The sequence below is a fragment of the Aliiroseovarius sp. xm-d-517 genome (assembly GCF_013283135.1).
Lineage (GTDB): Bacteria > Pseudomonadota > Alphaproteobacteria > Rhodobacterales > Rhodobacteraceae > Aliiroseovarius > Aliiroseovarius crassostreae.
Genome location: NZ_WBXT01000001.1, coordinates 137,925 through 158,022 on the forward strand (window position 1 = coordinate 137,925; position 20,098 = coordinate 158,022).

Genomic DNA, 20,098 nt, shown 5'->3' on the forward strand with positions numbered 1-20,098 from the left:
CCCTCTGCAATGTGTTTCGGGAAATACCCGGAATATTTATTTGCCGGGAAAACTTTAGGAGGGGCGCTGCCCCTCTTGATCCCTTAGGGACCAATTCACCCCGGGATATTTTTGACCAGAAAATGAGGGAAGGCAGGATCGAATAAATCCTGCCTCCTGTGATTTTACAGTCGCCCGAGATAGGCGCGATATTCCACCTGACTGATTTCATTGGTCAATTGGTCGATTTCATCAAGCCGGATCGCAGAATAAATATCGCGGTATCGCTTGCCAAAGATCTCAGCCGCAATATCGGATTGTGAGAAACGGTCGACGGCGCGGATCCAATCGGCTGTCAGACGGGGGGCGGTTTCGGCATTTGGGTCATCCAAGGGCAATGGCAGATCCGGTTTGGTTTCCAGCCCGTGCAGCATGCCCCCCAAAATGGCGGTGATGACCAAATAGGGGTTCACGTCTGCCCCCGCGATTCTGTGTTCCAAGCGGGCGGCGGGGCCCTTGATTTCTGGCAAACGCACGCCGGCGGCGCGGTTGTCATAGCCCCAATCCGGGGCCGAGGGCGCAAAGCTCATGGGGCGATAGCGGCGATAGGAATTCAGATGTGGGGCGAAAATCGCCTGTAGGTCACGCATGGTTTCAAGCGTACCACCGACCGCAGCGCGGAGCGTGTCAGAGGCCTTTGGGCTGCCATCATCAAAGATGTTTTTCCCATCTGCATCCACGACCGAGGCGTGAAGATGCATGCCATTGCCGGGGAAATCGGCGTAGGGCTTAGCCATGAAGGTGGCTTCTAGCCCATGATTGCGTGCAACCCCGCGCACCAGGCGTTTGAATAGCAGCGCGGTGTCGGCGGCCTTTAGAACATCATCGGTGTGGTGGAAATTCACCTCGAACTGGCCGGGGCCATATTCGGCGATCAATGTGTCCGTGGCGAGACCCTGAATGGCCGAGGCCTCAAGTATTTCGTCGAGTACATCTTTCATACGTTCCAGAACTTCCAGATCGTAGTTTTGCGCATCGGGGCTGCGGACGGGGGGGGTTGGGGCCTCGTCTTCGCTGTTGCGGGGTTGGATCAGATAGAATTCCAGTTCGCTTGCCAGCACGGGATGCCAGCCTTTTTCATGAAACCTGTCGACCATGTTTGACAGCAGCTTTCGTGAGGACAGCTCGCTGAGCTCACCGGTTTCCGGGTCGAGCATCTCAACCTGAATTTGCGCCATTTTCCCCTTAGCCCAGGGGACGGGCTTCATGGTGCCGGGAATGGGCACGATCCGGCCATCCGGGTCGCCCACAACGATGCCCAGCCCGGTGGCAGACACTTCTGCCCCCAGGATATTGGCTGCATAGGTGGAAATCGGTAGGCGCACCATGCCTTCAGCCAGCTTCTTTTCATCGTCGCCGGGCAGCCATTTCCCGCGGAGCACCGCGTTGACATCGCAGAGCATAAGCTCGATCCGTTCAGGCCTGCCATGCTGGTCGCAATAGGCGGCATATTCAGTCAGAAAATCGCTCATCAGTTTGCGTCTCTTTCGTCTTGTTGTTTGCGGGCGATGGCCCGTTTCGAGCTGAGCGAGGCGGCGATGACGCCGATGGTCACAAGCCCGATCATGATGGTCGAAAGGGCGTTGATTTCCGGTGTAACCCCCAGGCGCACGGCTGAAAAGATCTTGATCGGCAGGGTTGTGGATGAGGGGCCGGATGTAAAGGAGGCGATCACCAGATCATCGAGTGACAGGGTAAAGGCCAACAGCCAGCCCGAGATTACCGCCGGCAGGATGATCGGCAAGGTGACAAGACGGAAGGCTTCGAAACCGGTGCAGCCAAGGTCGAGGGCGGCCTCTTCCAGGGATTGGTCGAAGGTGACAAGGCGCGAGCTGACCACCACCGAAACATAACACATTGAAAACGTGGTATGGGCCAGCACGATGGTCAGCACGCCACGATCCAGTCCAATCGCGATGAACAGCAGCAGGAGAGAAAGGCCGGTGATGACTTCGGGCATCACCAAGGGCGCATAGATCATGCCGGAGAAGAGTGTTCGCCCGCGAAACCGCCCCGCCCGCACCATGACATAGGCGGCCATGGTGCCCAGAACCGTGGCGATGGTCGAGGACATCACCGCCACTTTCAGCGTGACCCAGGCGGCTTGCAGAAAGGCTTCGTTCTGCATCAGCTCGCCATACCATTTGAACGAAAACCCGGACCAGACGGTGACCAGCTTGCCCGCGTTGAACGAGTAGATGATCAGGATCAGCATCGGGATATAGAGGAAGGCAAAGCCGAGGGTCAGGCTGAGCGCATTGAACCAGCTGAGTTTTCTCATTTGCCAGCCTCCCGCTGTTTTTCTTCGTTTTTCTGAAAGAGGACAATCGGGATGATCAGGATGAGAAGCAGCACCACAGCCACCGCCGAGGCCACCGGCCAGTCGCGGTTGGCGAAGAACTCTTCAAACAATACCTTACCGATCATCAGGGTTTGCGATCCGCCCAGAAGGGCCGGGATAACATATTCCCCCATCGCTGGGATGAAGACGAGGAAGGATCCCGCGATAACGCCCTGTTTTGACAGGGGAAGCGTGACCAGCCAGAAGGCTGAGAGGCGGGAACAGCCAAGGTCCTCAGCCGCCTCAAGCAGGCTTTCGTCCAGTCGCTCCAGCGCTGAATAGATCGGCAGCACCATGAAAGGCAGGTAGGTATAGATGATGCCGATATAGACAGCGGTGTTGGTGTTGAGGATGATCAGCGGTTCGCTGGTCAAGCCCAGCCCCATCAGAAGCTGGTTCAGGAACCCCTCATTCGACAGGATCGCCTTCCACGAATAGACGCGGATCAGAAACGAGGTCCAGAACGGCAGGATCACCAGCATCATCAGCGTGGGGCGCCATTCGTCCGGCGCGCGCGTCATGCCATAGGCAATCGGAAAGCCGACCAGCAGGGTCAGGATGGTTGAGGTGATGGCAATCTTCAGGCTCGACAGATAGGCCTTCCAGTAAAGATCGTCTTCGGTCAGCCAGACAAAATTCTCCATGTCCAGCCCGGCCCACCACGCCTTTACCCCGGCCCAGCCTTCGCTGATATCCAGCTGCGGCGTATAGGGCGGGATCGACAACTCGGTGTCCGAGAGAGAGATTTTCAGAACGATCAGGAAGGGCACCAGAAACAGCACCAGCAACCAGGCATAGGGGATCGAGATCAGGGTAAACCGCTTCATGACACCAACACCACACCTGCCGTATCGGTGAAGGACAGCCAGACTTCCTGTTCCCAGGTGATCGCCCGGCGGGCGATGCGGCGGGTGTTGGCCGCCTGCGCCTTGATCAGGTTGCCATCTGCTGTTTCGATCACATAGGTGGACATGTTGCCAAGATAGGCGATGTCATGCACGCGGCCCCGGATCGCATTGGTCACACCCTCGGGGCGCTCCGTTGAGATATTGAGTTTCTCCGGTCGCACGGCAAGGGTGGCACGGGTGCCCAAGGGGATTTCCTCGTGGGCAATCCCGATCAGTTCCTGCTGGCCCGATGCCCAGCTGAGTGTCGCGTGATCATCACCTGAGCGGGTGACATTCCCTTCGATCAGGTTCACATCCCCAATAAAGTCAGCGACATAGACCGACCCCGGCTCCTCATAGATTTTTGACGGCGTGTCGACCTGAATGATCTTGCCGTGATCCATGACCGCAATGCGACTGGCGACTGTCATTGCCTCTTCCTGATCATGGGTCACGATCACAAAGGTGGTTCCGGTTTTTTCCTGGATATCCATCAGCTCGAACTGGGTGTCCTGGCGCAGCTTCTTGTCCAGCGCCCCCAGCGGCTCGTCCAGAAGCAGAAGTTTCGGGGCCTTGGCAAGAGAGCGTGCCAGCGCCACCCGCTGCCGCTGCCCGCCCGAAATCTGATGCGGTTTGCGCGCGGCGAATTTGTTCAACTGAACAAGGCTCAGCATCTCTTCGACACGCGCTTCGATCTGATCCTTCGGCATCTTGTCGCGTTTCAGGCCGAAGGCGATGTTTTCGGCAACGGAAAGATGGGGAAACAGAGCATAGCTTTGGAACATCATGTTCACGGCGCGCTTGTTCGGCGGCACCGGGGCGATGTCCTGCCCATCCAGCGAGATGACCCCTTCGGTCGGGTTTTCGAACCCGGCCAGCATCCGCATCATTGTGGTCTTGCCGCAGCCAGACGGACCAAGCAGGGCAAAGAACTCGCGCTCGTAAATATCGATGGTCAGATCGTCGATCGCGGTGAAGTCACCGAAGCGTTTGGTGACATTCTGAAACTGGATGATCGGTTTTGCGTCCGGGTCGTTCCAGGGTGCAAAAACAGGCGCCAGGGCAGGGGCGGCGTCAGACATGGGCGTTCCTCGGGGAAAATAGGGAAAAGCCCTCTGCGCCGGACCATGGGAACCCCCGCTGGACGGGGCGCAGAGGGGAAGGGGCTTAGGTGCCCGATTTGATCTTGGTCCAAAGACGGGTGGCAACCCGCTGAACCTTGGACGGGTAGGCGCGTTTCACATAGAGGTTCTCAAGCGCCGCCGGGGTCGGATAGATGGCCGGATCACCGATCACATCTTCTTCGAGGAATTCCTGCGAAGCCAAGTTGCCATTGGCGTAGTAAACATAGTTCGACGCGGCAGCCATGTTCTGTGCATCCATGATGAAGTTCAGGAACTTATGGGCCGCGTCGGGGTTCGGCGCATCTGCCGGGATGGCCATCTGGTCGAACCACATCAGTGCCCCTTCCTTCGGAGCGTTATAGGCGATTTCGACCCCGTTCTCGGCTTCGTCCGCGCGGTCGCGTGCCTGCAAAACGTCACCCGACCAGCCGAAGGCCACGCAGATGTCACCATTGGCGAGCGCGTTGATATATTCCGAGCTGTGGAACTTCTGGATATAGGGGCGAACCGGGGCGAGGACCTCTTCGGCGCGCTCGATCACGGCCTTGTCATTGCTGTTGGGGTCTTCCCCCAGATAGGTCAGTGCCGCCGGGATAACTTCGTCCGGGGCGTCCAGCATATGCACACCACAGGCGGCCAGCTTTTCCATATTGGCGGGGTTGAAGATCAGCTCAAGACTGTCAATCGGGGCATCCTCGCCCAGCACTTCCTGAACTTTCTGGACATTCACGCCCAGCCCGGTGGTGCCCCACATGTAGTTGACGGAATAGGCGTTGTCCGGGTCAAACTGCGCGGTGCGACTGGCGATCACATCCCACATGTTGCCCATGTTGCTCAGCTTGGACTGATCCAGCGGCTGGAACACACCCGCGGCAATCTGGCGTTCCATGAAGGAGGCGGTCGGGACCACAACGTCGTATCCTGATCCGCCGGCCAGCATCTTGGTTTCCAGAACTTCGTTTGAATCGAATACGTCGTAGATCAGCTCGATCCCAGTTTCCGTTTCGAATTTTTCCAAAAGCGCTTCGTCGATGTAATCCGACCAGTTGTAGACGCGCACTTCCTCGGCTGAGGCCGCGCCGGCGATCAGCGCCAGAGCGGTGCTGAGCTTGAGCATATGTATATTCATTTTTGTCTCCCTGTGGTGGGGGTGCGTTGACCCGCTGATTGCTATTTGATCAAAAAAAAGCTGTTCGCGCAATATGGTAAAATTTCATACGCCGCGTTACTCTGTCTGTGAGAATGGGCTGCAAGGCCAAAATTGGCAAAGATATTATGCCGTTGGAAGTAAGGGAGAGGGGTGTGACAGAGCAGACCGTCAAGTTACCGGACCACCAGAAAGTTTACCGCAAACTGCGCGAAATGATTCTTTTTGGCGAGCTTGCGCCGGGTCAGCCGGTAACCATTCAAGGCTTGGTGGCTGAGCTTGAGGTGGGGATGACGCCGGTGCGTGAGGCGATCCGTCGACTGACGTCGGAAGGCGCTTTGGTCTTCAAGGGAAACCGCCGGGTTTCGGTGCCGCAGCCCGATCTGAAGCAATGGGATGAAATTGCATTCGCCCGTATGGGGGTTGAGCCAGAGCTTTCTCGCAAAGCGGTTGAAAACATAGGTAAAGACGACATTGCGCAGCTGGTATCACTGGATGATCGGGTGAATGCGGCAATCGACCGGGGGGATGTCCGGGGCTATCTTGAGAACAATTATCGCTTCCATGCCTACCTGTATGAACGCGCCGGTGCAGATGTGCTTTTGTCTATTGCCAACATGCTCTGGCTGCGGGCTGGTCCGTCGCTGCGCGTGGTGCTTGGGCGCTATGGAACGGCAAATATGCCGGATCATCATGCAGAGGCGCTTGAGGCGTTGAAGGCAAAGGACGCAGAGGGGGTGGCGGCCGCCATTCGTGGGGATATCGAACAGGGAATCGCCCAGGTGCGCGAGCATCTGCTGGCGGAAAAGAAATGATCATATTTCACCTCCCCCGTTGACATGTAAAATTTTGATCATATTCTGAGGGCAGCTTTGAATGACACGGCCAGAACCGGTCTGATCTGGCCAAAGGAGTGCCCTGAATGACAAAAATTACGAATCATCTGCCCACTGCGGAACTGCAGGCCATCGACGCCGCCCACCATATGCATCCCTTCACCAATGGGGATGAACTGGCCCAAAAAGGCGCGCGCATCATCACCTCTGCCAATGGTGTTTATCTGAAAGACAGCGAAGGCGAGGAAATCCTGGATGCGATGGCCGGTCTGTGGTGCGTCAATATCGGGTATGGCCGCGATGAGCTTGCCGAGGTGGCCGCCCGGCAGATGCGCGAACTGCCTTATTACAACACGTTTTTCCAAACCACCCATGTGCCCGCCATCGCGCTGGCGCAGAAACTGGCCGAGCTGGCGCCTGGGGATCTGAACCACGTCTTCTATGCCAATGGCGGGTCGGATGCGAACGACACCAATATCCGTATGGTGCGCGCCTATTGGGACGAGAAAGGCAAGCCGGAAAAGAAAACCATCATCTCGCGCTGGAACGCCTATCACGGCTCGACCATTGGCGGCACGTCGTTGGGGGGGATGAAAGGGATGCACGGGCAGGGGGACCTGCCGATCCCCGGTATCGCGTTCATTGACCAGCCCAACTGGTGGGCAGAAGGTGGCGATATGGAGCCTGAGGCCTTTGGTCTGGCGCGCGCCCGCGAACTGGAGGAGAAAATCCTTGAGCTGGGCGAAGACAAGGTTGCCGCCTTTATCGCTGAACCGGTGCAGGGTGCGGGTGGCGTGATTGTTGCGCCAGACAGCTACTGGCCTGAAATTCAACGGATTTGTGACAAATATGACATCCTGCTGATCGCCGATGAGGTGATCTGTGGCTTTGGACGCACCGGTGAGTGGTTCGGCTCGCAAGCCCTGGATATTCGCCCCGACATCATGACCGTCGCCAAAGGTCTTTCCTCAGGTTACGCGCCGATCGGGGCGTCGATCGTGTCGGACGAGGTGGCCAAAGTTCTGGATGCCTGCGAATTCAATCACGGCTACACCTATTCCGGTCATCCGGTGGCCTGCGCGGTGGCGCTTGAAAACCTGCGTATTCTCGAAGAAGAGGGCATTGTGGACCACGTGAAAAACGTGGCCGCGCCTTATCTGGCCGAGAAATGGCATTCGCTTGCCGATCACCCGATGGTGGGAGAGACCAAGATTGTCGGCCTGATGGCATCGCTTGCATTGACCCCGAACAAGGACACACGCGCCAAGTTTGCCTCTGACGCGGGCACCGTGGGCTATATCACCCGCGAATGCTGCTTTGGCAACAACCTGATCATGCGTCATGTCGGGGATCGGATGATCATTGCGCCGCCTCTGGTGATCACCACGGATGAAATCGACATCCTGATCGACCGCGCTCGCAAGTCGCTCGATGAGGCCTATGAAAAGGTCAAGGCGCAGGGGCTGTTTGTTGAGGCCTGATTGACCAAAGCAAGTGGCAAGAGCAATTGAAAAGACGGCTTTCGGGCCGTCTTTTTGTTTGGGGAACAGCTTTACTCATGCCAGGTCTTGCGAAATGACGAGGGCGAATGCCCATACCGCTTGCGAAACTGATTGGCCAGTTGCGAGGTGCTGGTAAAGCCCGACGCCGTGGCGATTTCCGTGATCGACAGGCTGGTTTCATTCAGCAGCGCATAGGCGCGTTTCACCCGCAAATCGGCGTAAAACTGCAGGGGGGAGGTGCCGACATAGAGCTTGAACAGGCGCTCCAGCTGACGTCTTGAGATCTTCACATGCTCTGCGACCTCATCCATGCTGACCCCCTCCTCCAGCTGGGCATTCATGAATTGCATCGCGTTGATCAGGTGCTGGTTGCGCACGGACAGGGCTTCGGAATAGGCGGATTTCTGGGGGGATTTCCGCGTATTGGACCGGGCGTGAATGCACATGTCGGCAATAATTACAGCCAGGTCTTTGCCGTGGTCGCGTTCAATCATGTAAAGCATCATGTCAAGCGAGGCATTGCCGCCCCCACATGTCATTACCCCATCATCCACCTCAAACAGGTTGTTTGACGGATGCAGCCCGATGAAATGCTCTTTGAAGGCCGGCTGGTTTTCCCAGTGCAGCGTAAAATCCCGGTTCTTGAGGAGCCCGGCTTTGGCAAGGGTAAAGGCACCGGTGCAGATCCCGCCAATCCGGCACCCAAACGCGCGCTGCCGCGAAATCCAGTTCAAAATACGTGGGCTGGTCGTGTCCGCGGGCTCCACCCCAGCCACGACAAACGCGAGGGAAGATTTCGGCAGGTTGATCAGACCGAAATCCGGCACAACGGCAATACCGTTTGAACATCGGATCTCCTGACCATCCTCGGTCAGAAGAAACCAGCGATAAAGCTCTTTATTGGTGACCTGATTGGCAATCCGCAGGGGTTCGACAGCGGCGCTAAGTGCCAGCATCGTCACCTTGGGCAGGAGCAGAAAATAGATATCAGTCGGCCCCCCCTCATGCTCAATCGGAAAGGAGGCCGCCCCTTTTGAGATAAAGCTGCGTTCTGTCATCTTGGCAGCCCCGGCTGAGAAGCCTGGCAAACTGCTGGCGCGTATCTGGAGTGCATGCTGGGCCTTTCGGGTCGGATATCAAGAGTTTCGGCTGAAATGTGGGTTTGATGGCCGGTATTATGCGACAAAGATGGACGTTTTGCGACATTGAGGGCGGGTCTTGCCTATCGGCTGGCGTTTGTATCTGATTTGAAATGCATGAAATCCATCTTGCAAGGGAGAGCTCCGTGGCGCGTATTGGCTTTATCGGAACTGGCACGATTGCTTCCGCCATGGTGGCGGGGCTGTCGGGGCAGGGGCACCAGATCCTGATTTCACCGCGCAACCGTGAGGTCGCAGAGCGGTTGTGCCAAGCGCATGCCGAGGTCGAAATCGCCGAAAATGCAGCCATTGCCGCACGCGCGGATGTGGTCTTCATCTGCCTGCTGGCGGATGTCGCGCAGGATGTGTTGCCGGGCCTTTCGTTTCATCCCGCACAGGCCGTGATCTCGGTGATGACAGATTTGCCCCTTGCCGATCTGAGGCGTCTATGTGCGCCGGCGACGGATCTGGCGATTGCAATTCCATTGCCTTCAATCGCTACGGGGGGATCTGCGCTGCCGGTTTACCCAGACAATGCACAGCTGGCCATTCTGTTTGGGAACCACAATAGGCTGATCCCTTGCCGTGACGAACATGCCCTGAATGCGCATTTTGCAGCCTCCGCGCTGGCCTCTCCCATTCTGGACCAGATGCGGCAGGGGGCTGTGTGGCTGGCGGATCAGACGGGTGACAGCAAAATGGCCGAGGCTTTTGTCGCGACCATGTTTTCGGGCTTCCTGTCCAATATGGCAGCAGATGATGAGGTGGGGTTTGAGCGCCTCCTTCAGGATTTGTCGACAGAAGGGGGGCTGAATGCAAGCCTCCGGGATCACATGCGGGACAAAGAGGCGCTTAAGGCGCTGCGCGAAGGGCTGGACCTGCTGAAACCGCGTCTGGATTTGTGAGGCCGGGCATGGGGCATGAGAGTGCGCAAGGCTGAAACGCAGCTGCGGATTTCAGCCTTGCGGGTGTTTCGGACACATCTCAACCGCCCGGTTCAGGTGGCACAGCCAGGCGCCCGCGCCCTGTTGGTCAGGTGTGAGGGCGCCTTCAGGCGGTCCTTGGGGGCGCGGCTTAGCCTCGTCCGCGATAGGGTGGCACGCCCTGATCCGGGATCCAGACGCTGTCGGGTTTCGGGCCGGATTGCCAGAACACATCAATCGGAATGCCGCCGCGCGGATACCAATATCCTCCGATGCGCAACCACTGCGGATCGAGGAATTCATGCAGGCGACGACCGATGGAGACGGTGCAATCCTCGTGAAACGCACCGTGATTGCGAAACGCGCCAAGAAACAGTTTCAGTGACTTGCTTTCAACGAGCCAGTCACCGGGGACATAGTCGATCACCAGATGGGCGAAATCCGGTTGTCCGGTCATTGGACAGAGCGAGGTGAATTCGGGCGCGGTAAAGCGCACGTTATACGCGGTGTCCGCCTGGGGGTTCTGCACCCGCTCAAGCACGGCCTCTTCCGGCGAGTTGGGCATCACGGTATCGCCCCCCAGCTGTTTGAGGTTGGCATAGATGCTGTCGGTCATGGGATGTCCTTTCTAAACACCGCGCTTGTTGCCCCACACCAGCACATGCAGTTGCGGCAGGATGCGCGGGGCAAACCAACGGTCGTTCATCGTCTTTTCAATGAGCCACAGGAGGCGGTCTGTGGTTTGTTCAAGATCTACGGGCACGTCCGGGTCGACGTCAGGGTTGCCGGGTTGGAGGAAGAGCGGCAAATCCGGGTAACGTGCTGCGGCCTCTTTGGCCCAGGCATAGTCGGCATCGTCAAAAATGACGATTTTCATGACCACGGTCGGGCGACTGTTGGCTGCGTGAATACAGTCGGAAAAGAGGCTCCAGTTCACCACCTCTCCGCTGGAGGGGGGCTTGGGACTGAGGACCAGAGTATCAAGCGCGGAAAACCAGGATCGCGCAACGGACCCCTGTGTCTCACAGGCAAACCGATATCCTTCTTGTTGACCCAATGCGATCAGGGGTGCGAAATCCTGAATGGCCGGATTGCCGCCCGAGATGGACACGGTCAAAGGCTGGTCACCAGAAAGATGTCGCACCTTCGCCCAGACCTCCTGTTCCGTCAGCGTGGCCCAGTCGTGCCGATAGGCGCTGTCCACCGCATGCAGGCTGTCGCACCAGTTGCAGCGATAATCGCACCCACCGGCCCGCACGAACACGGTCGGTTCGCCGATCAGGGCCCCTTCGCCTTGAATGGTCGGCCCAAAAATCTCGGAAATGCGCAGTGACATGATCATGCCCCAGGTCGGAATTCGGCCCAGGTTTTGGGGGTTTCGGATACTTTGACCGAGCTCGTTTCCGGCCAGCGGGCCTTGCACCAATCAAAGAAATGCCGCGCCATGTTTTCCGCAGTGGACGGGCCATCCAGCACGTCGTTGAGGTGCCGGTGATCAAACCTGTCATCAATGTAGCATTTGAGCGGGCCCAGCTCGTGATAATCCCGCACAAACCCATCTGCGTTCAATTCTGAGGATGCCAGTTCGACCACAACGATGTAATTATGTCCGTGCAACCGGGCGCATTGGTGGTCTGCAGGCAGATGATCCAGCTGGTGCGATGCGGAGAAGTGGAATTCCTTGCTGATCCGATACATCACGCACCTCCCTTCTGCCCGGTGACATCCTGCCAAAAATCCGGATCTTCATAGATGGTCGGATCGTTGATGCCGGCAAGATGGAAGGCCTCGCGTCGTTCGACGCAGGTGCCACAGCGACCGCAGTGATGCTGCCCCCCTTTGTAACATGACCAGGTCTCGACAAAAGGTGTGCCCACTGTTGCGCCCTCGGCGACAATCTCAGCCTTGGAGCGGTGAACAAAAGGGGTAAAGAGGGCAACGTCGGCATAGCCATCAAGGGCGGCTCGCTGCATCTTGTCAAATGCCTCGGTAAAGGCAGGTCGGCAATCCGGATAGATGAAGTGATCTCCCCCATGGACCGCGGTGGCGACAGCCTCATCCCCATTTGCGGCGGCAATCCCATAGGCAATGGTCAGCATGATCGCATTGCGGTTGGGCACCACCGTGATCTTCATGGTGTCTTCGGCATAATGCCCATCGGGGACATCAATATCATCCGTCAACGCAGATCCGGAAAGAGCCGCGCCAATGGATCGCATGTCAATCACGTGGTGGGGGACGCCCAGGCGCTCGGCGCAACCCGCTGCATAGCTGAGCTCTTTGCGATGGCGTTGACCATAATCAAATGAGATGAGACGTGTGAGATCCCCTCGGTCGGCGATCACATGGGCGAGCGATACAGAATCAAGCCCGCCGGAGCAGACAACATTGGTTTTCATTTTTCAGTCCTTGTTTTGGTGACCGGGTAGGCTGCGACCGGTGGGGGGAGGCATAGAAGATTGCCCTTAAGAGATCAAGCTGCAGAACCGGCGTGATCGGGTATGGTTTGCCTTGGGGGCGGTGCATGTCTGATCAGTGGAAGGCAAAAACAGGCGAAATGGATCTGCCTATGAGTGCGTGAATGGCGCCCAAACTGAAATTCTCGCACCGGATCTGATTGGAAAGAGGGGGGTCGCATTTGCAGCGGCTAGCACAGACCGTAACCAGCAACGTGCATGCGCAGAGGGCGCCCCAAGACGCTGAAAGCATTATGGAATTGAGGGAAGTGGAGGCGAGTACCGGAATCGAACCGGTGTACACGGATTTGCAATCCGCTGCGTCACCACTCCGCCAACTCGCCATTCCAAGGACAATGAAGCAGCCCGTGGTGCAGGCTGTTGATCCTGCCGCACTTACTATTTGTCTTCTCCCATGTCTGCAAGACCAAAATGTGCCTGTTGGTTTGCATTTTGCGGCAGGCAAAGATTGCTTGTTAGGCCAGCGACGCCCAGCGGGGCGGCCCGGAAAGCAAAACGGCCGGGGCAATTGGGTCGGGCAGCCGGCCAGAACGATCAGGCAGGGAAAATTTTCAAAATCCGTTCAGAGATGAAAGGTTTGCAAAATAAGGCAGGTGGCGCGACAGTTCGCCCCTTGTGGGATTGCCCGTTTATTCTATCTATGGCAATAGGAACGGGATGTTCCAGAACAAGAAGGCTCGACCATGACCGACTTTGCCGCTCGCCGCACAATGATGGTGGACACGCAGGTGCGCCCCTCTGATGTGACCAAGTTTCCGATCATTGATGCGATGCTGTCCGTCCCCCGCGAGGATTTCGTGCCGGATGCCAAGCGTGAAGCTGCCTATATGGGCGAGAATATCGACCTTGGGGGTGGCCGCGTGGTGCTTGAGCCGCGTACACTGGCCAAGATGCTGGACGCGCTGGATATCCAGTCGGATGAGTTGGTTCTGGATCTGGGCTGCGGCCTTGGCTACAGCGCCGCGGTTCTGGCCCGACTTGCCGATTTTGTCGTCGCGGTGGAAAGCGATGAAAGCATGGCTTCGGATGCCCAGTCCAAACTGTCGGAATTCGGTGCAGATAATGTCGCCGTCATTCAGGGGGAGCCGTCCGAGGGGAATGCCAAAAACGGCCCCTATGACGTGATCATCGTTCAGGGTGCGGTTGAGCAGGTTCCGGATGCTCTTTTGGAGCAACTCAAAGATGGCGGGCGCATAACTGCCATTTTCGCCGACGGAAAACTCGGCACTGTGCGTATCGGCTATAAGATGGATGGCTCCATTGTTTGGCGCCACGCGTTTAATGCAGGGGCGCCGGTGGTGTCCGGGTTCGAAGCGGTCCGCGCCTTCGTCCTCTGACCGACCGCGACAAAGGTTGCCCCTTACCAAATGCAAACTTGAGAAAAGTGAATATACCATGGGTTTCAAAGGAAAATTTGCTGGGGTAACTGCGGCCGCAATTATGGCCATGACACAGGGCGCCTGGGCTGAGAGCCTGGCGGACGCCATGGCCTCTGCCTATAAGAACAGCGGCCTTTTGCAGCAGAACCAGGCCGTGTTGCGGGCGGCGGATGAGGATGTGGCAATTGCCCTCTCCGCGCTGCGACCGGTGATCCAGTATTCCCTGTCCCATGGTTGGAAGGACATTGATGGGGCAGGACCTGCGCCCAGCGGTCGTGCCAACAGTGCGGAACTGAGTGCAAGCTTGCTGCTTTATGATTTTGGCCGCAGCCAGATGGGTGTCGAGGCGCAGAAGCAGATTGTGCTTGCCACCCGTGAGGCGCTTGTCGGGGTCGAGCAGAATGTTCTGCTGCGGGCCGTGCAAGCGTTTCTGAATGTCCGCTCCGCCAATGAGAATGCAGCCCTGCAAGCCAATTCTGTTCGGGTCCTGACGCAGGAATTGCGTGCGGCCCAGGATCGGTTCGAAGTCGGTGAGGTCACGCAGACAGATGTGGCCAACGCACAGGCTCGTCTTGCCTCGGCCCGCGCGGATGAAGTGGCTGCTCAGGGGCAGCTTGCCATTGCCCGCGAGGAATATCGCGCCGCCATCGGTCATTTGCCCAAGAGCATGCCCGGCACACCTCATTTCCCGAAAACCGCAAAATCGCTGAGTGAGGCGCAATCCATTGCCCGTGCTCGGCACCCCAATATCCGGGCAGCCCAGTATCAGGTGGCCGCTGCGGATCTCGGGATCGAGCGGGCGAGGGTTGCGATGAAACCCTCTTTGCGTGTTGGGGCGTCAACCACATTGACCGACCGGATTGATGATGGTGTCGGGGCCAATTTCAACAATGAGATTGGCCTGTCCCTCAGTGGGGATCTTTATGCAGGTGGGCGTCATTCCGCGACCTACCGTAAGGCGATTGCACAAGCAGAACAGGCACGTTCTGCATTGCAACTGGCCCGTCTGGCCGTTGATCAGGAGGTCGCAAATGCCTGGTCGCAGATGGCCATTGCCACTGCCAGCCTTGAGGCTACGGACCGTCAGATCCGCGCAGGCCGGGTTGCTTTGCGCGGCACCCGTGAGGAAGCAACGCTTGGCTCACGCACGACGCTGGATGTGCTGAATGCCGAACAGGCGCTGCGCAACGCCGAGGCCGCGCGGATCTCCGCCCAGTCGAGCCGGTATCTTGCGGCATATTCGCTGCTCGCCTCGATGGGTCTGTTGACGGCGGAACACCTGAACCTCGGCGTCGTCAGCTATGATGCAGAGGCTTATTATAACGCTGTGCGCAACGCACCCGTGCGTAAGATCAGCCCTCAGGGCGAGCGCCTGGATGCGATTATTTCGATCCTTGGGCGGCAGTGATTGCACTATCCAGGTCGAAACGGCCAGATTGATATGCGACGCATTTCGATCAGTTTGGGCGCGGGGGACTGCGCCCAAGCTCTGTTGTGAGAATCAAGCCTGCCCTGTAAACTGACCCGGTAAATCCCGGCGGGACCGGGAAAAATAACAGTTTATAGCAGGTAGTCAGGCATGTCAGATCCCGTTTCCAACGCAGATATCGAAGATGTCCTGTCTTCGATCCGTCGTCTCGTCTCGGAAAATCCGGCCCCCCAGCCTGCAGGCCAGAATGGATCCGGACAGATTGGATCTGGCCATACTGGATCCGGGCAGAGCGCCCAAGGCCAATCTCATGGGCGCGCACCCTCACCTGAACCTGTCGACAAACTTGTCCTGACACCTGCCTTTCGCGTGCATGAGAATGCGACGGGGATGGATGCGCCAGAGCGCGCAGAAACCCCGGTGTCGGAAGACGCGATACATGAGGTGATGGAAGAGGCCTTCCTGGAGGACCGTGACGAGGTCGTGGATGACCAGGGCGACGCCGCAGAGTTCCCAACCCAGACCGATGATGATGTCATGTTCCTGCATCGCCCCCTCAACCTTGCACAGGAAGATGGGATCGCAGACAGGGTTGAAGATCCCGGTGCGGAAGAGGGGGATGTTTCCACGGAAGATGCCCTTTCGGACCCGCACCTTGAGGCCGGGATGGAGCTGAATGGTCATGAGGTGACGCCAGAGCCTGCGGTCGAGAGTGATCAGGGAGATGACGGTGTTGCTGTGCTGGAGCAGTCTCTGACGGATGCGGGCGACCTTGCCGAAGGTCACCCCACCTTTGCGGCTCCGCAGGGTGATGCAGCTGAGGGAGCGGAAGGCGGTGAAAGCCTCGATCCGGCTGAGGACGCATTTGTCTCGACCGGTGCACAGGATGAACCGGAGACATCAGAGGAAACCACTACCGTCGTGGCGAGTGTGGAGGACATGACGCCTGACGCAGCGGCCAGTGAGGCTGAAGAGAATTCCGGCTTGGAGCATCGCGTGGCGGAGCTGGAAGCCGCGGTGAATGACAGCCATGTCGAATTTGAACCTGATCTGGGGGATGCGGTTGAGGATCTGGGGCCGGGTATCTTCCTGCGCCGCCGCGCGCAGACCCACATGGATGTGACACAACCGGACAGCGCGCCCTCGCGTGAGCAGGACGAGACGCCGGTATCAAATCAGGACTTGGACGATTTGGATGCGGAACTTGCCGCCTTCATTGAGGAAGACAAAAATATCGATGGCGTGGCCGAGGCTGTTTCTGCGGATGAGGAGGACACGACGCTCTTTGCTGAGGATCAGGCGGAGACCGACCTGATTGACGAAGATATGCTGCGTGACCTGGTGATGCGTCTGGTTCGTGAAGAGCTGCAGGGGGCGGTGGGGGAAAAGATTACCCGCAACGTGCGCCGTCTCGTGCGCCGCGAAGTCGAACGCGCCCTGACCCTCCGCTCTCTTGAGTAAGGCGTTACTGCGCCAGATCGTAAAGCATATCGAGGTCCAGATGAGCCTCGACATGATCAGCCAGGGCATCAAGTGTGGCCTCTACCTGCGCTTCATACCCGTTCGGCGTCACGGTTGCGCCAAGCGATTGCAGGTAATGGCGTCGGAAGCCATCCGCTGAAAACAAACCGTGCAGATAGCACCCGCGCACTCGCCCGGTTTCATTCATCGCCCCCTCGCGGCGCGAACCGATGTCTAGCCAGGCCCGGTCGCAATCCGCGCCATCGGTTTGGCCAAGATGGATTTCATATCCCTCCACCGTTTCGCCGCTGATCCGGTCCTTGGCAGTGGTCAGAGCGAGGGTCTTTTTGGGTTCCAGTCGGGTGACAATGTCCAGATGACCAAGCCCCGGAACCCGTCCCGGAGGGCCTTCAATCCCATCGTCATCCCGGATTTCGCGTCCCAGCATCTGATAGCCACCGCAAATTCCCAAAACATCGCCGCCGCGCCGGATATGGGCCGATAGATCAATGTCCCAGCCATGCGCGCGAAACTCGGCCAGATCCGCGATCGTGGATTTTGAACCGGGGATCAGGATCAGGTCAGCGTCCAGCGGCAGGGGGCGGCCCGGCTCGATAATCTCAACCGTGACATCCGGTTCGTTTACCAACGGGTCGAGGTCGTCGAAATTGGCGATACGCCCAAGTTTCGGGACCACGATTTTGAACGTGCCGCCCTGACGGGTGGTAATGTCGAGCACATCTTCGGCAGGCAGGCGCCAGGCATCGGCAAACCAGGGCAGGGTGCCGAGATCGGCCCAGCCGGTGCGGTCTGTAATCTCTGCGGCACCTTCGGCAAACAGGGTCACATCCCCGCGAAACTTGTTCACCAGAAAGGCCTTGATCCGGTCACGGTCTGCAGGCGGCAGAACCGCATGGGTGCCAACCAGTTGGGCAATCACCCCGCCGCGGTCAATGTCACCGGCCAGCACCACCGGCAGGTCCGCCGCTTCTGCAAAGCCCATATTGGCAATGTCGCCCGCGCGCAGATTGACCTCTGCCGGGCTTCCTGCACCTTCGACAAGGAGCAGATCCGCGTCTGATTTCAAACGGTTGAAGCTTTCCAGAACCTTCGGCATCAGGCTGGATTTCATCTTGCCATAATCCCGTGCCCTGAGCGTGGTCAGACGTTTCCCCTGCACAATCACCTGGGCACCGGTGTCGGTCTCTGGCTTCAAAAGCACCGGGTTCATGTCCACCACCGGGGGAAGACCGCAGGCCCGTGCCTGCAGCGCCTGGGCGCGACCGATCTCTCCGCCATCAATGGTGACAGCGGCATTGTTTGACATGTTCTGCGGTTTGAACGGGGCGACCCTGAGACCTCGTTTCACAAAGGCCCGGGCCATTCCGGCGACCAGCATGGATTTGCCAACGTTTGAGCCCGCGCCCTGGATCATGATGGATTTTGTCATGCCAGATCCTTAGGGGGTTTTGGTCGCGCTGCCCAGCCTTTTGGCGACGGGCAAGGTGAAGAGAGCGACAAAAGAAAACGCACCCCCGAGAGGGTGCGTATTTCCAAGACTGAAAAGCGCCAGATCAGGCGGCTTCCGCGGCCAGCGCGTTGCGGCGCTCGCTTTCTTCACGTGACAGGGCAACCGAGGTGCGGATCCCTTTGCCAACAAATTCCATCAGGCCCTTGACCACCCGTTCATTCGGGTCGATGCCGGCACAGCTCAGCACTTCACGCCCGTCCCGCGAACGGGCCCAGCGGGCGATCTGATCCGGTCCATTGCCGTATTTCTTGTCATCTGCAATCGCATCGTCGAGGGCAGCCAGAACGACGGCGGCAAACAGTTTGCGCGCGCGATTGCCCTGTTCGTGGTTGAATGCAGTACCGTCTACGGAATCCAACATGCGTTGTCCTTTTTTATATTCTTGCTCTTGCGCTCCCAAGGCGTTCGGCCAATATGGCTTTTTCGCCGCGATTCGGTATCCCTTGTGGCGCATGGCTGCCATGCTTTTGTCGCATGGCTGTTACAAAGCGTTAAACATGTGCAGGATTGCATGCCCCGCGCCCCAGATCAGGATATCGTTGTCTTGCATGGGCAAGACCGCCAAGATATAGGTGCACAGCAACGAATTACAACCTCTTAAAGGTCAATTAACATGCCCAAGATCAACGGTAATGAAATTCGCCCAGGCAATGTGCTGGAGCATAATGGTGGCCTTTGGGCGGCTGTGAAGGTCGATCACGTGAAGCCCGGAAAAGGCGGCGCGTTCGCGCAGGTCGAGCTGAAAAACCTGCGCAATGGCTCGAAGCTGAACGAACGGTTCCGCTCGGCGGATAAGGTTGAGCGCGTGCGCCTTGAGCAGAAAGACCAGCAGTTCCTCTATGAAGATGACGGCATGCTGATTTTCATGGACACGGAAACCTATGAACAGAACCAGATCCCGGCGGACCTGCTGGGGGAACGGCGCCCGTTTTTGCAGGACGGCATGACCATCGTGGTAGAATTTTATGAAGCTGAGGCGCTGAATGCGACCTTGCCTCAGAAAGTGACCTGCACCATTGAGGAGACCGAACCGGTCGTCAAAGGTCAGACCGCTGCCAACTCGTTCAAACCCGCCCTGCTGGACAATGGTGTGCGCGTGATGGTGCCGCCCTTCGTGGGAACCGGCGAGGCGATTGTGGTCAACACCGAGACCATGGAATATTCGGAGCGCGCCTGACCCTCCGCGTGATGACATGCAAGAAAGGCAGGGCTGCAGGCCCTGCCTTTTTGGGTTTTGAGGACCGCCATGACAACCATCCTGTTCAATAAACCTTTCAACGTCTTGTCGCAATTTACCGACAAAGGCACTGAAGGCAGTCCGCGCGAGACCCTGTCCAGCTATATCAATATCCCCAAGATTTACGCGGCAGGGCGTCTGGATCGCGACAGCGAAGGCCTGCTGGTATTGACAGATAACGGGGGGCTGCAGGCCAAGATTGCCAATCCGAAGTTTAAGCTGGAAAAAACCTATTGGGCGCAGGTTGAAGGGATCCCGGATGAAGACGCGCTAAATGCGCTTCGGAAAGGGGTTGACCTGAAAGACGGGCGAACCCGCCCCGCCAAGGCGCGCCTGATGGAAGAACCCAAAACCCTCTGGCCACGCATCCCCCCCATTCGGGAACGGAAATCCGTCCCCGATAGCTGGATCGAACTCACCATCCGAGAGGGGCGAAACCGCCAGGTGCGACGGATGACAGCAGCGGTGGGACATCCGACCTTGCGCCTGATCCGCTATCGCATCGGTGATTGGACGCTGGACGGCATTCCCTCGGGGCATTGGGCCTATGCGCCGCAAACGCCACGATTTGGCGGCTCCCTCTGATCACTCCCTGCCACCGGCGCCCGCTTTTTCTTGCCGGAAATACCTCGGGGTGAGCCTCGAA

At 58.0% G+C, this 20,098-nt stretch carries 20 protein-coding genes and 1 tRNA gene; 8 read left to right on the forward strand and 13 right to left on the reverse strand.

Annotation, left to right across the window (positions count from 1 at the left end):
* Nucleotides 1-164: 164 nt before the first annotated feature.
* The 5 genes from XMD517_RS00630 to XMD517_RS00650 all read right to left on the reverse strand — a co-directional run bounded on the left by XMD517_RS00630 (nucleotide 165) and on the right by XMD517_RS00650 (nucleotide 5,520).
* Nucleotides 165-1,511, reverse strand: coding sequence for a glutamine synthetase family protein (locus tag XMD517_RS00630; protein WP_173485490.1), 1,347 nt, complete (start codon nucleotides 1,509-1,511; stop codon nucleotides 165-167).
* Nucleotides 1,511-2,320 carry an ABC transporter permease gene (locus XMD517_RS00635; RefSeq protein WP_173485491.1) on the reverse strand — a complete coding sequence of 270 codons (810 nt, stop codon included), beginning with the start codon at nucleotides 2,318-2,320 and terminating at the stop codon, nucleotides 1,511-1,513. The genes XMD517_RS00630 and XMD517_RS00635 overlap by 1 nt, the downstream gene beginning before the upstream one ends.
* Nucleotides 2,317-3,207 carry an ABC transporter permease gene (locus XMD517_RS00640; protein WP_173485492.1) on the reverse strand — a complete coding sequence of 297 codons (891 nt, stop codon included), beginning with the start codon at nucleotides 3,205-3,207 and terminating at the stop codon, nucleotides 2,317-2,319. Before XMD517_RS00640 ends, XMD517_RS00635 begins: the two co-directional genes overlap by 4 nt.
* Nucleotides 3,204-4,349 carry an ABC transporter ATP-binding protein gene (locus XMD517_RS00645; protein ID WP_173485493.1) on the reverse strand — a complete coding sequence of 382 codons (1,146 nt, stop codon included), beginning with the start codon at nucleotides 4,347-4,349 and terminating at the stop codon, nucleotides 3,204-3,206. The genes XMD517_RS00640 and XMD517_RS00645 overlap by 4 nt, the downstream gene beginning before the upstream one ends.
* An 85-nt stretch (nucleotides 4,350-4,434) precedes the next feature.
* Nucleotides 4,435-5,520, reverse strand: a complete 1,086-nt coding sequence (locus tag XMD517_RS00650; protein WP_173485494.1) for a polyamine ABC transporter substrate-binding protein — start codon at nucleotides 5,518-5,520, stop codon at nucleotides 4,435-4,437.
* Nucleotides 5,521-5,693: 173 nt separating this feature from the next.
* On the opposite strand from XMD517_RS00650, the gene XMD517_RS00655 reads away from it, so the two are divergent.
* Both XMD517_RS00655 and XMD517_RS00660 read left to right on the forward strand, forming a co-directional pair.
* The gene (locus XMD517_RS00655) at nucleotides 5,694-6,353 is read left to right on the forward strand and encodes a GntR family transcriptional regulator (RefSeq protein WP_368493374.1); all 660 of its coding nucleotides are present in this window, start codon (nucleotides 5,694-5,696) and stop codon (nucleotides 6,351-6,353) included.
* A gap of 107 nt (nucleotides 6,354-6,460) precedes the next feature.
* Nucleotides 6,461-7,855, forward strand: a complete 1,395-nt coding sequence (locus XMD517_RS00660) for an aspartate aminotransferase family protein (protein WP_173485496.1) — start codon at nucleotides 6,461-6,463, stop codon at nucleotides 7,853-7,855.
* A 71-nt stretch (nucleotides 7,856-7,926) separates the two neighbouring features.
* Here the strand turns inward: XMD517_RS00660 and XMD517_RS00665 are convergent, their stop codons facing one another.
* Nucleotides 7,927-8,934: a GlxA family transcriptional regulator gene (locus XMD517_RS00665; RefSeq protein WP_173485497.1), complete on the reverse strand. Its 1,008-nt coding sequence runs from the start codon at nucleotides 8,932-8,934 to the stop codon at nucleotides 7,927-7,929.
* 227 nt (nucleotides 8,935-9,161) lie between these two features.
* Here XMD517_RS00665 and XMD517_RS00670 point away from each other — a divergent pair, with 227 nt between their 5' ends.
* Complete coding sequence (locus XMD517_RS00670; RefSeq protein WP_173485498.1) at nucleotides 9,162-9,920, forward strand: NAD(P)-binding domain-containing protein; 759 nt, start codon at nucleotides 9,162-9,164, stop codon at nucleotides 9,918-9,920.
* A 169-nt stretch (nucleotides 9,921-10,089) separates the two neighbouring features.
* Here XMD517_RS00670 and queF read toward each other — a convergent pair whose 3' ends face one another.
* The 5 genes from queF to XMD517_RS00695 all read right to left on the reverse strand — a co-directional run bounded on the left by queF (nucleotide 10,090) and on the right by XMD517_RS00695 (nucleotide 12,738).
* Nucleotides 10,090-10,554, reverse strand: a complete 465-nt coding sequence (gene queF / locus XMD517_RS00675) for a preQ(1) synthase (RefSeq protein ID WP_055188900.1) — start codon at nucleotides 10,552-10,554, stop codon at nucleotides 10,090-10,092.
* 12 nt (nucleotides 10,555-10,566) lie between these two features.
* The gene (gene queE, locus XMD517_RS00680) at nucleotides 10,567-11,274 is read right to left on the reverse strand and encodes a 7-carboxy-7-deazaguanine synthase QueE (protein ID WP_173485499.1); all 708 of its coding nucleotides are present in this window, start codon (nucleotides 11,272-11,274) and stop codon (nucleotides 10,567-10,569) included.
* A gap of 2 nt (nucleotides 11,275-11,276) precedes the next feature.
* On the reverse strand, nucleotides 11,277-11,636 hold the full coding sequence (gene queD, locus XMD517_RS00685) for a 6-carboxytetrahydropterin synthase QueD (RefSeq protein ID WP_173485500.1): 360 nt from the start codon (nucleotides 11,634-11,636) through the stop codon (nucleotides 11,277-11,279).
* Nucleotides 11,636-12,337 carry a 7-cyano-7-deazaguanine synthase QueC gene (gene queC, locus XMD517_RS00690; RefSeq protein WP_173485501.1) on the reverse strand — a complete coding sequence of 234 codons (702 nt, stop codon included), beginning with the start codon at nucleotides 12,335-12,337 and terminating at the stop codon, nucleotides 11,636-11,638. The genes queD and queC overlap by 1 nt, the downstream gene beginning before the upstream one ends.
* Nucleotides 12,338-12,664: 327 nt before the next feature.
* A tRNA-Cys gene (locus XMD517_RS00695) sits at nucleotides 12,665-12,738 on the reverse strand.
* A 360-nt stretch (nucleotides 12,739-13,098) separates the two neighbouring features.
* On the opposite strand from XMD517_RS00695, the gene XMD517_RS00700 reads away from it, so the two are divergent.
* The 3 genes from XMD517_RS00700 to XMD517_RS00710 all read left to right on the forward strand — a co-directional run bounded on the left by XMD517_RS00700 (nucleotide 13,099) and on the right by XMD517_RS00710 (nucleotide 16,684).
* Nucleotides 13,099-13,752, forward strand: coding sequence for a protein-L-isoaspartate O-methyltransferase (locus XMD517_RS00700; protein ID WP_173485521.1), 654 nt, complete (start codon nucleotides 13,099-13,101; stop codon nucleotides 13,750-13,752).
* A 103-nt stretch (nucleotides 13,753-13,855) separates the two neighbouring features.
* Complete coding sequence (locus XMD517_RS00705; protein WP_254449842.1) at nucleotides 13,856-15,202, forward strand: TolC family outer membrane protein; 1,347 nt, start codon at nucleotides 13,856-13,858, stop codon at nucleotides 15,200-15,202.
* A gap of 171 nt (nucleotides 15,203-15,373) precedes the next feature.
* Nucleotides 15,374-16,684 carry a hypothetical protein gene (locus XMD517_RS00710; protein WP_173485523.1) on the forward strand — a complete coding sequence of 437 codons (1,311 nt, stop codon included), beginning with the start codon at nucleotides 15,374-15,376 and terminating at the stop codon, nucleotides 16,682-16,684.
* 4 nt (nucleotides 16,685-16,688) lie between these two features.
* Here XMD517_RS00710 and XMD517_RS00715 read toward each other — a convergent pair whose 3' ends face one another.
* The gene (locus XMD517_RS00715; RefSeq protein WP_173485524.1) at nucleotides 16,689-18,134 is read right to left on the reverse strand and encodes a cobyric acid synthase; all 1,446 of its coding nucleotides are present in this window, start codon (nucleotides 18,132-18,134) and stop codon (nucleotides 16,689-16,691) included.
* Between the two features lie 124 nt (nucleotides 18,135-18,258).
* A complete protein-coding gene (locus XMD517_RS00720; protein WP_055190757.1) occupies nucleotides 18,259-18,576 on the reverse strand; it encodes a DUF6280 family protein in 318 nt (105 codons plus the stop codon).
* 252 nt (nucleotides 18,577-18,828) lie between these two features.
* Between XMD517_RS00720 and efp the strand changes: the two genes are divergently transcribed.
* Together efp and XMD517_RS00730 are read left to right on the forward strand one after the other, a co-directional pair.
* Complete coding sequence (efp, locus tag XMD517_RS00725; RefSeq protein ID WP_055190709.1) at nucleotides 18,829-19,392, forward strand: elongation factor P; 564 nt, start codon at nucleotides 18,829-18,831, stop codon at nucleotides 19,390-19,392.
* A 69-nt stretch (nucleotides 19,393-19,461) separates the two neighbouring features.
* Complete coding sequence (locus XMD517_RS00730; protein ID WP_173485525.1) at nucleotides 19,462-20,037, forward strand: rRNA large subunit pseudouridine synthase E; 576 nt, start codon at nucleotides 19,462-19,464, stop codon at nucleotides 20,035-20,037.
* Nucleotides 20,038-20,098: the final 61 nt, after the last annotated feature.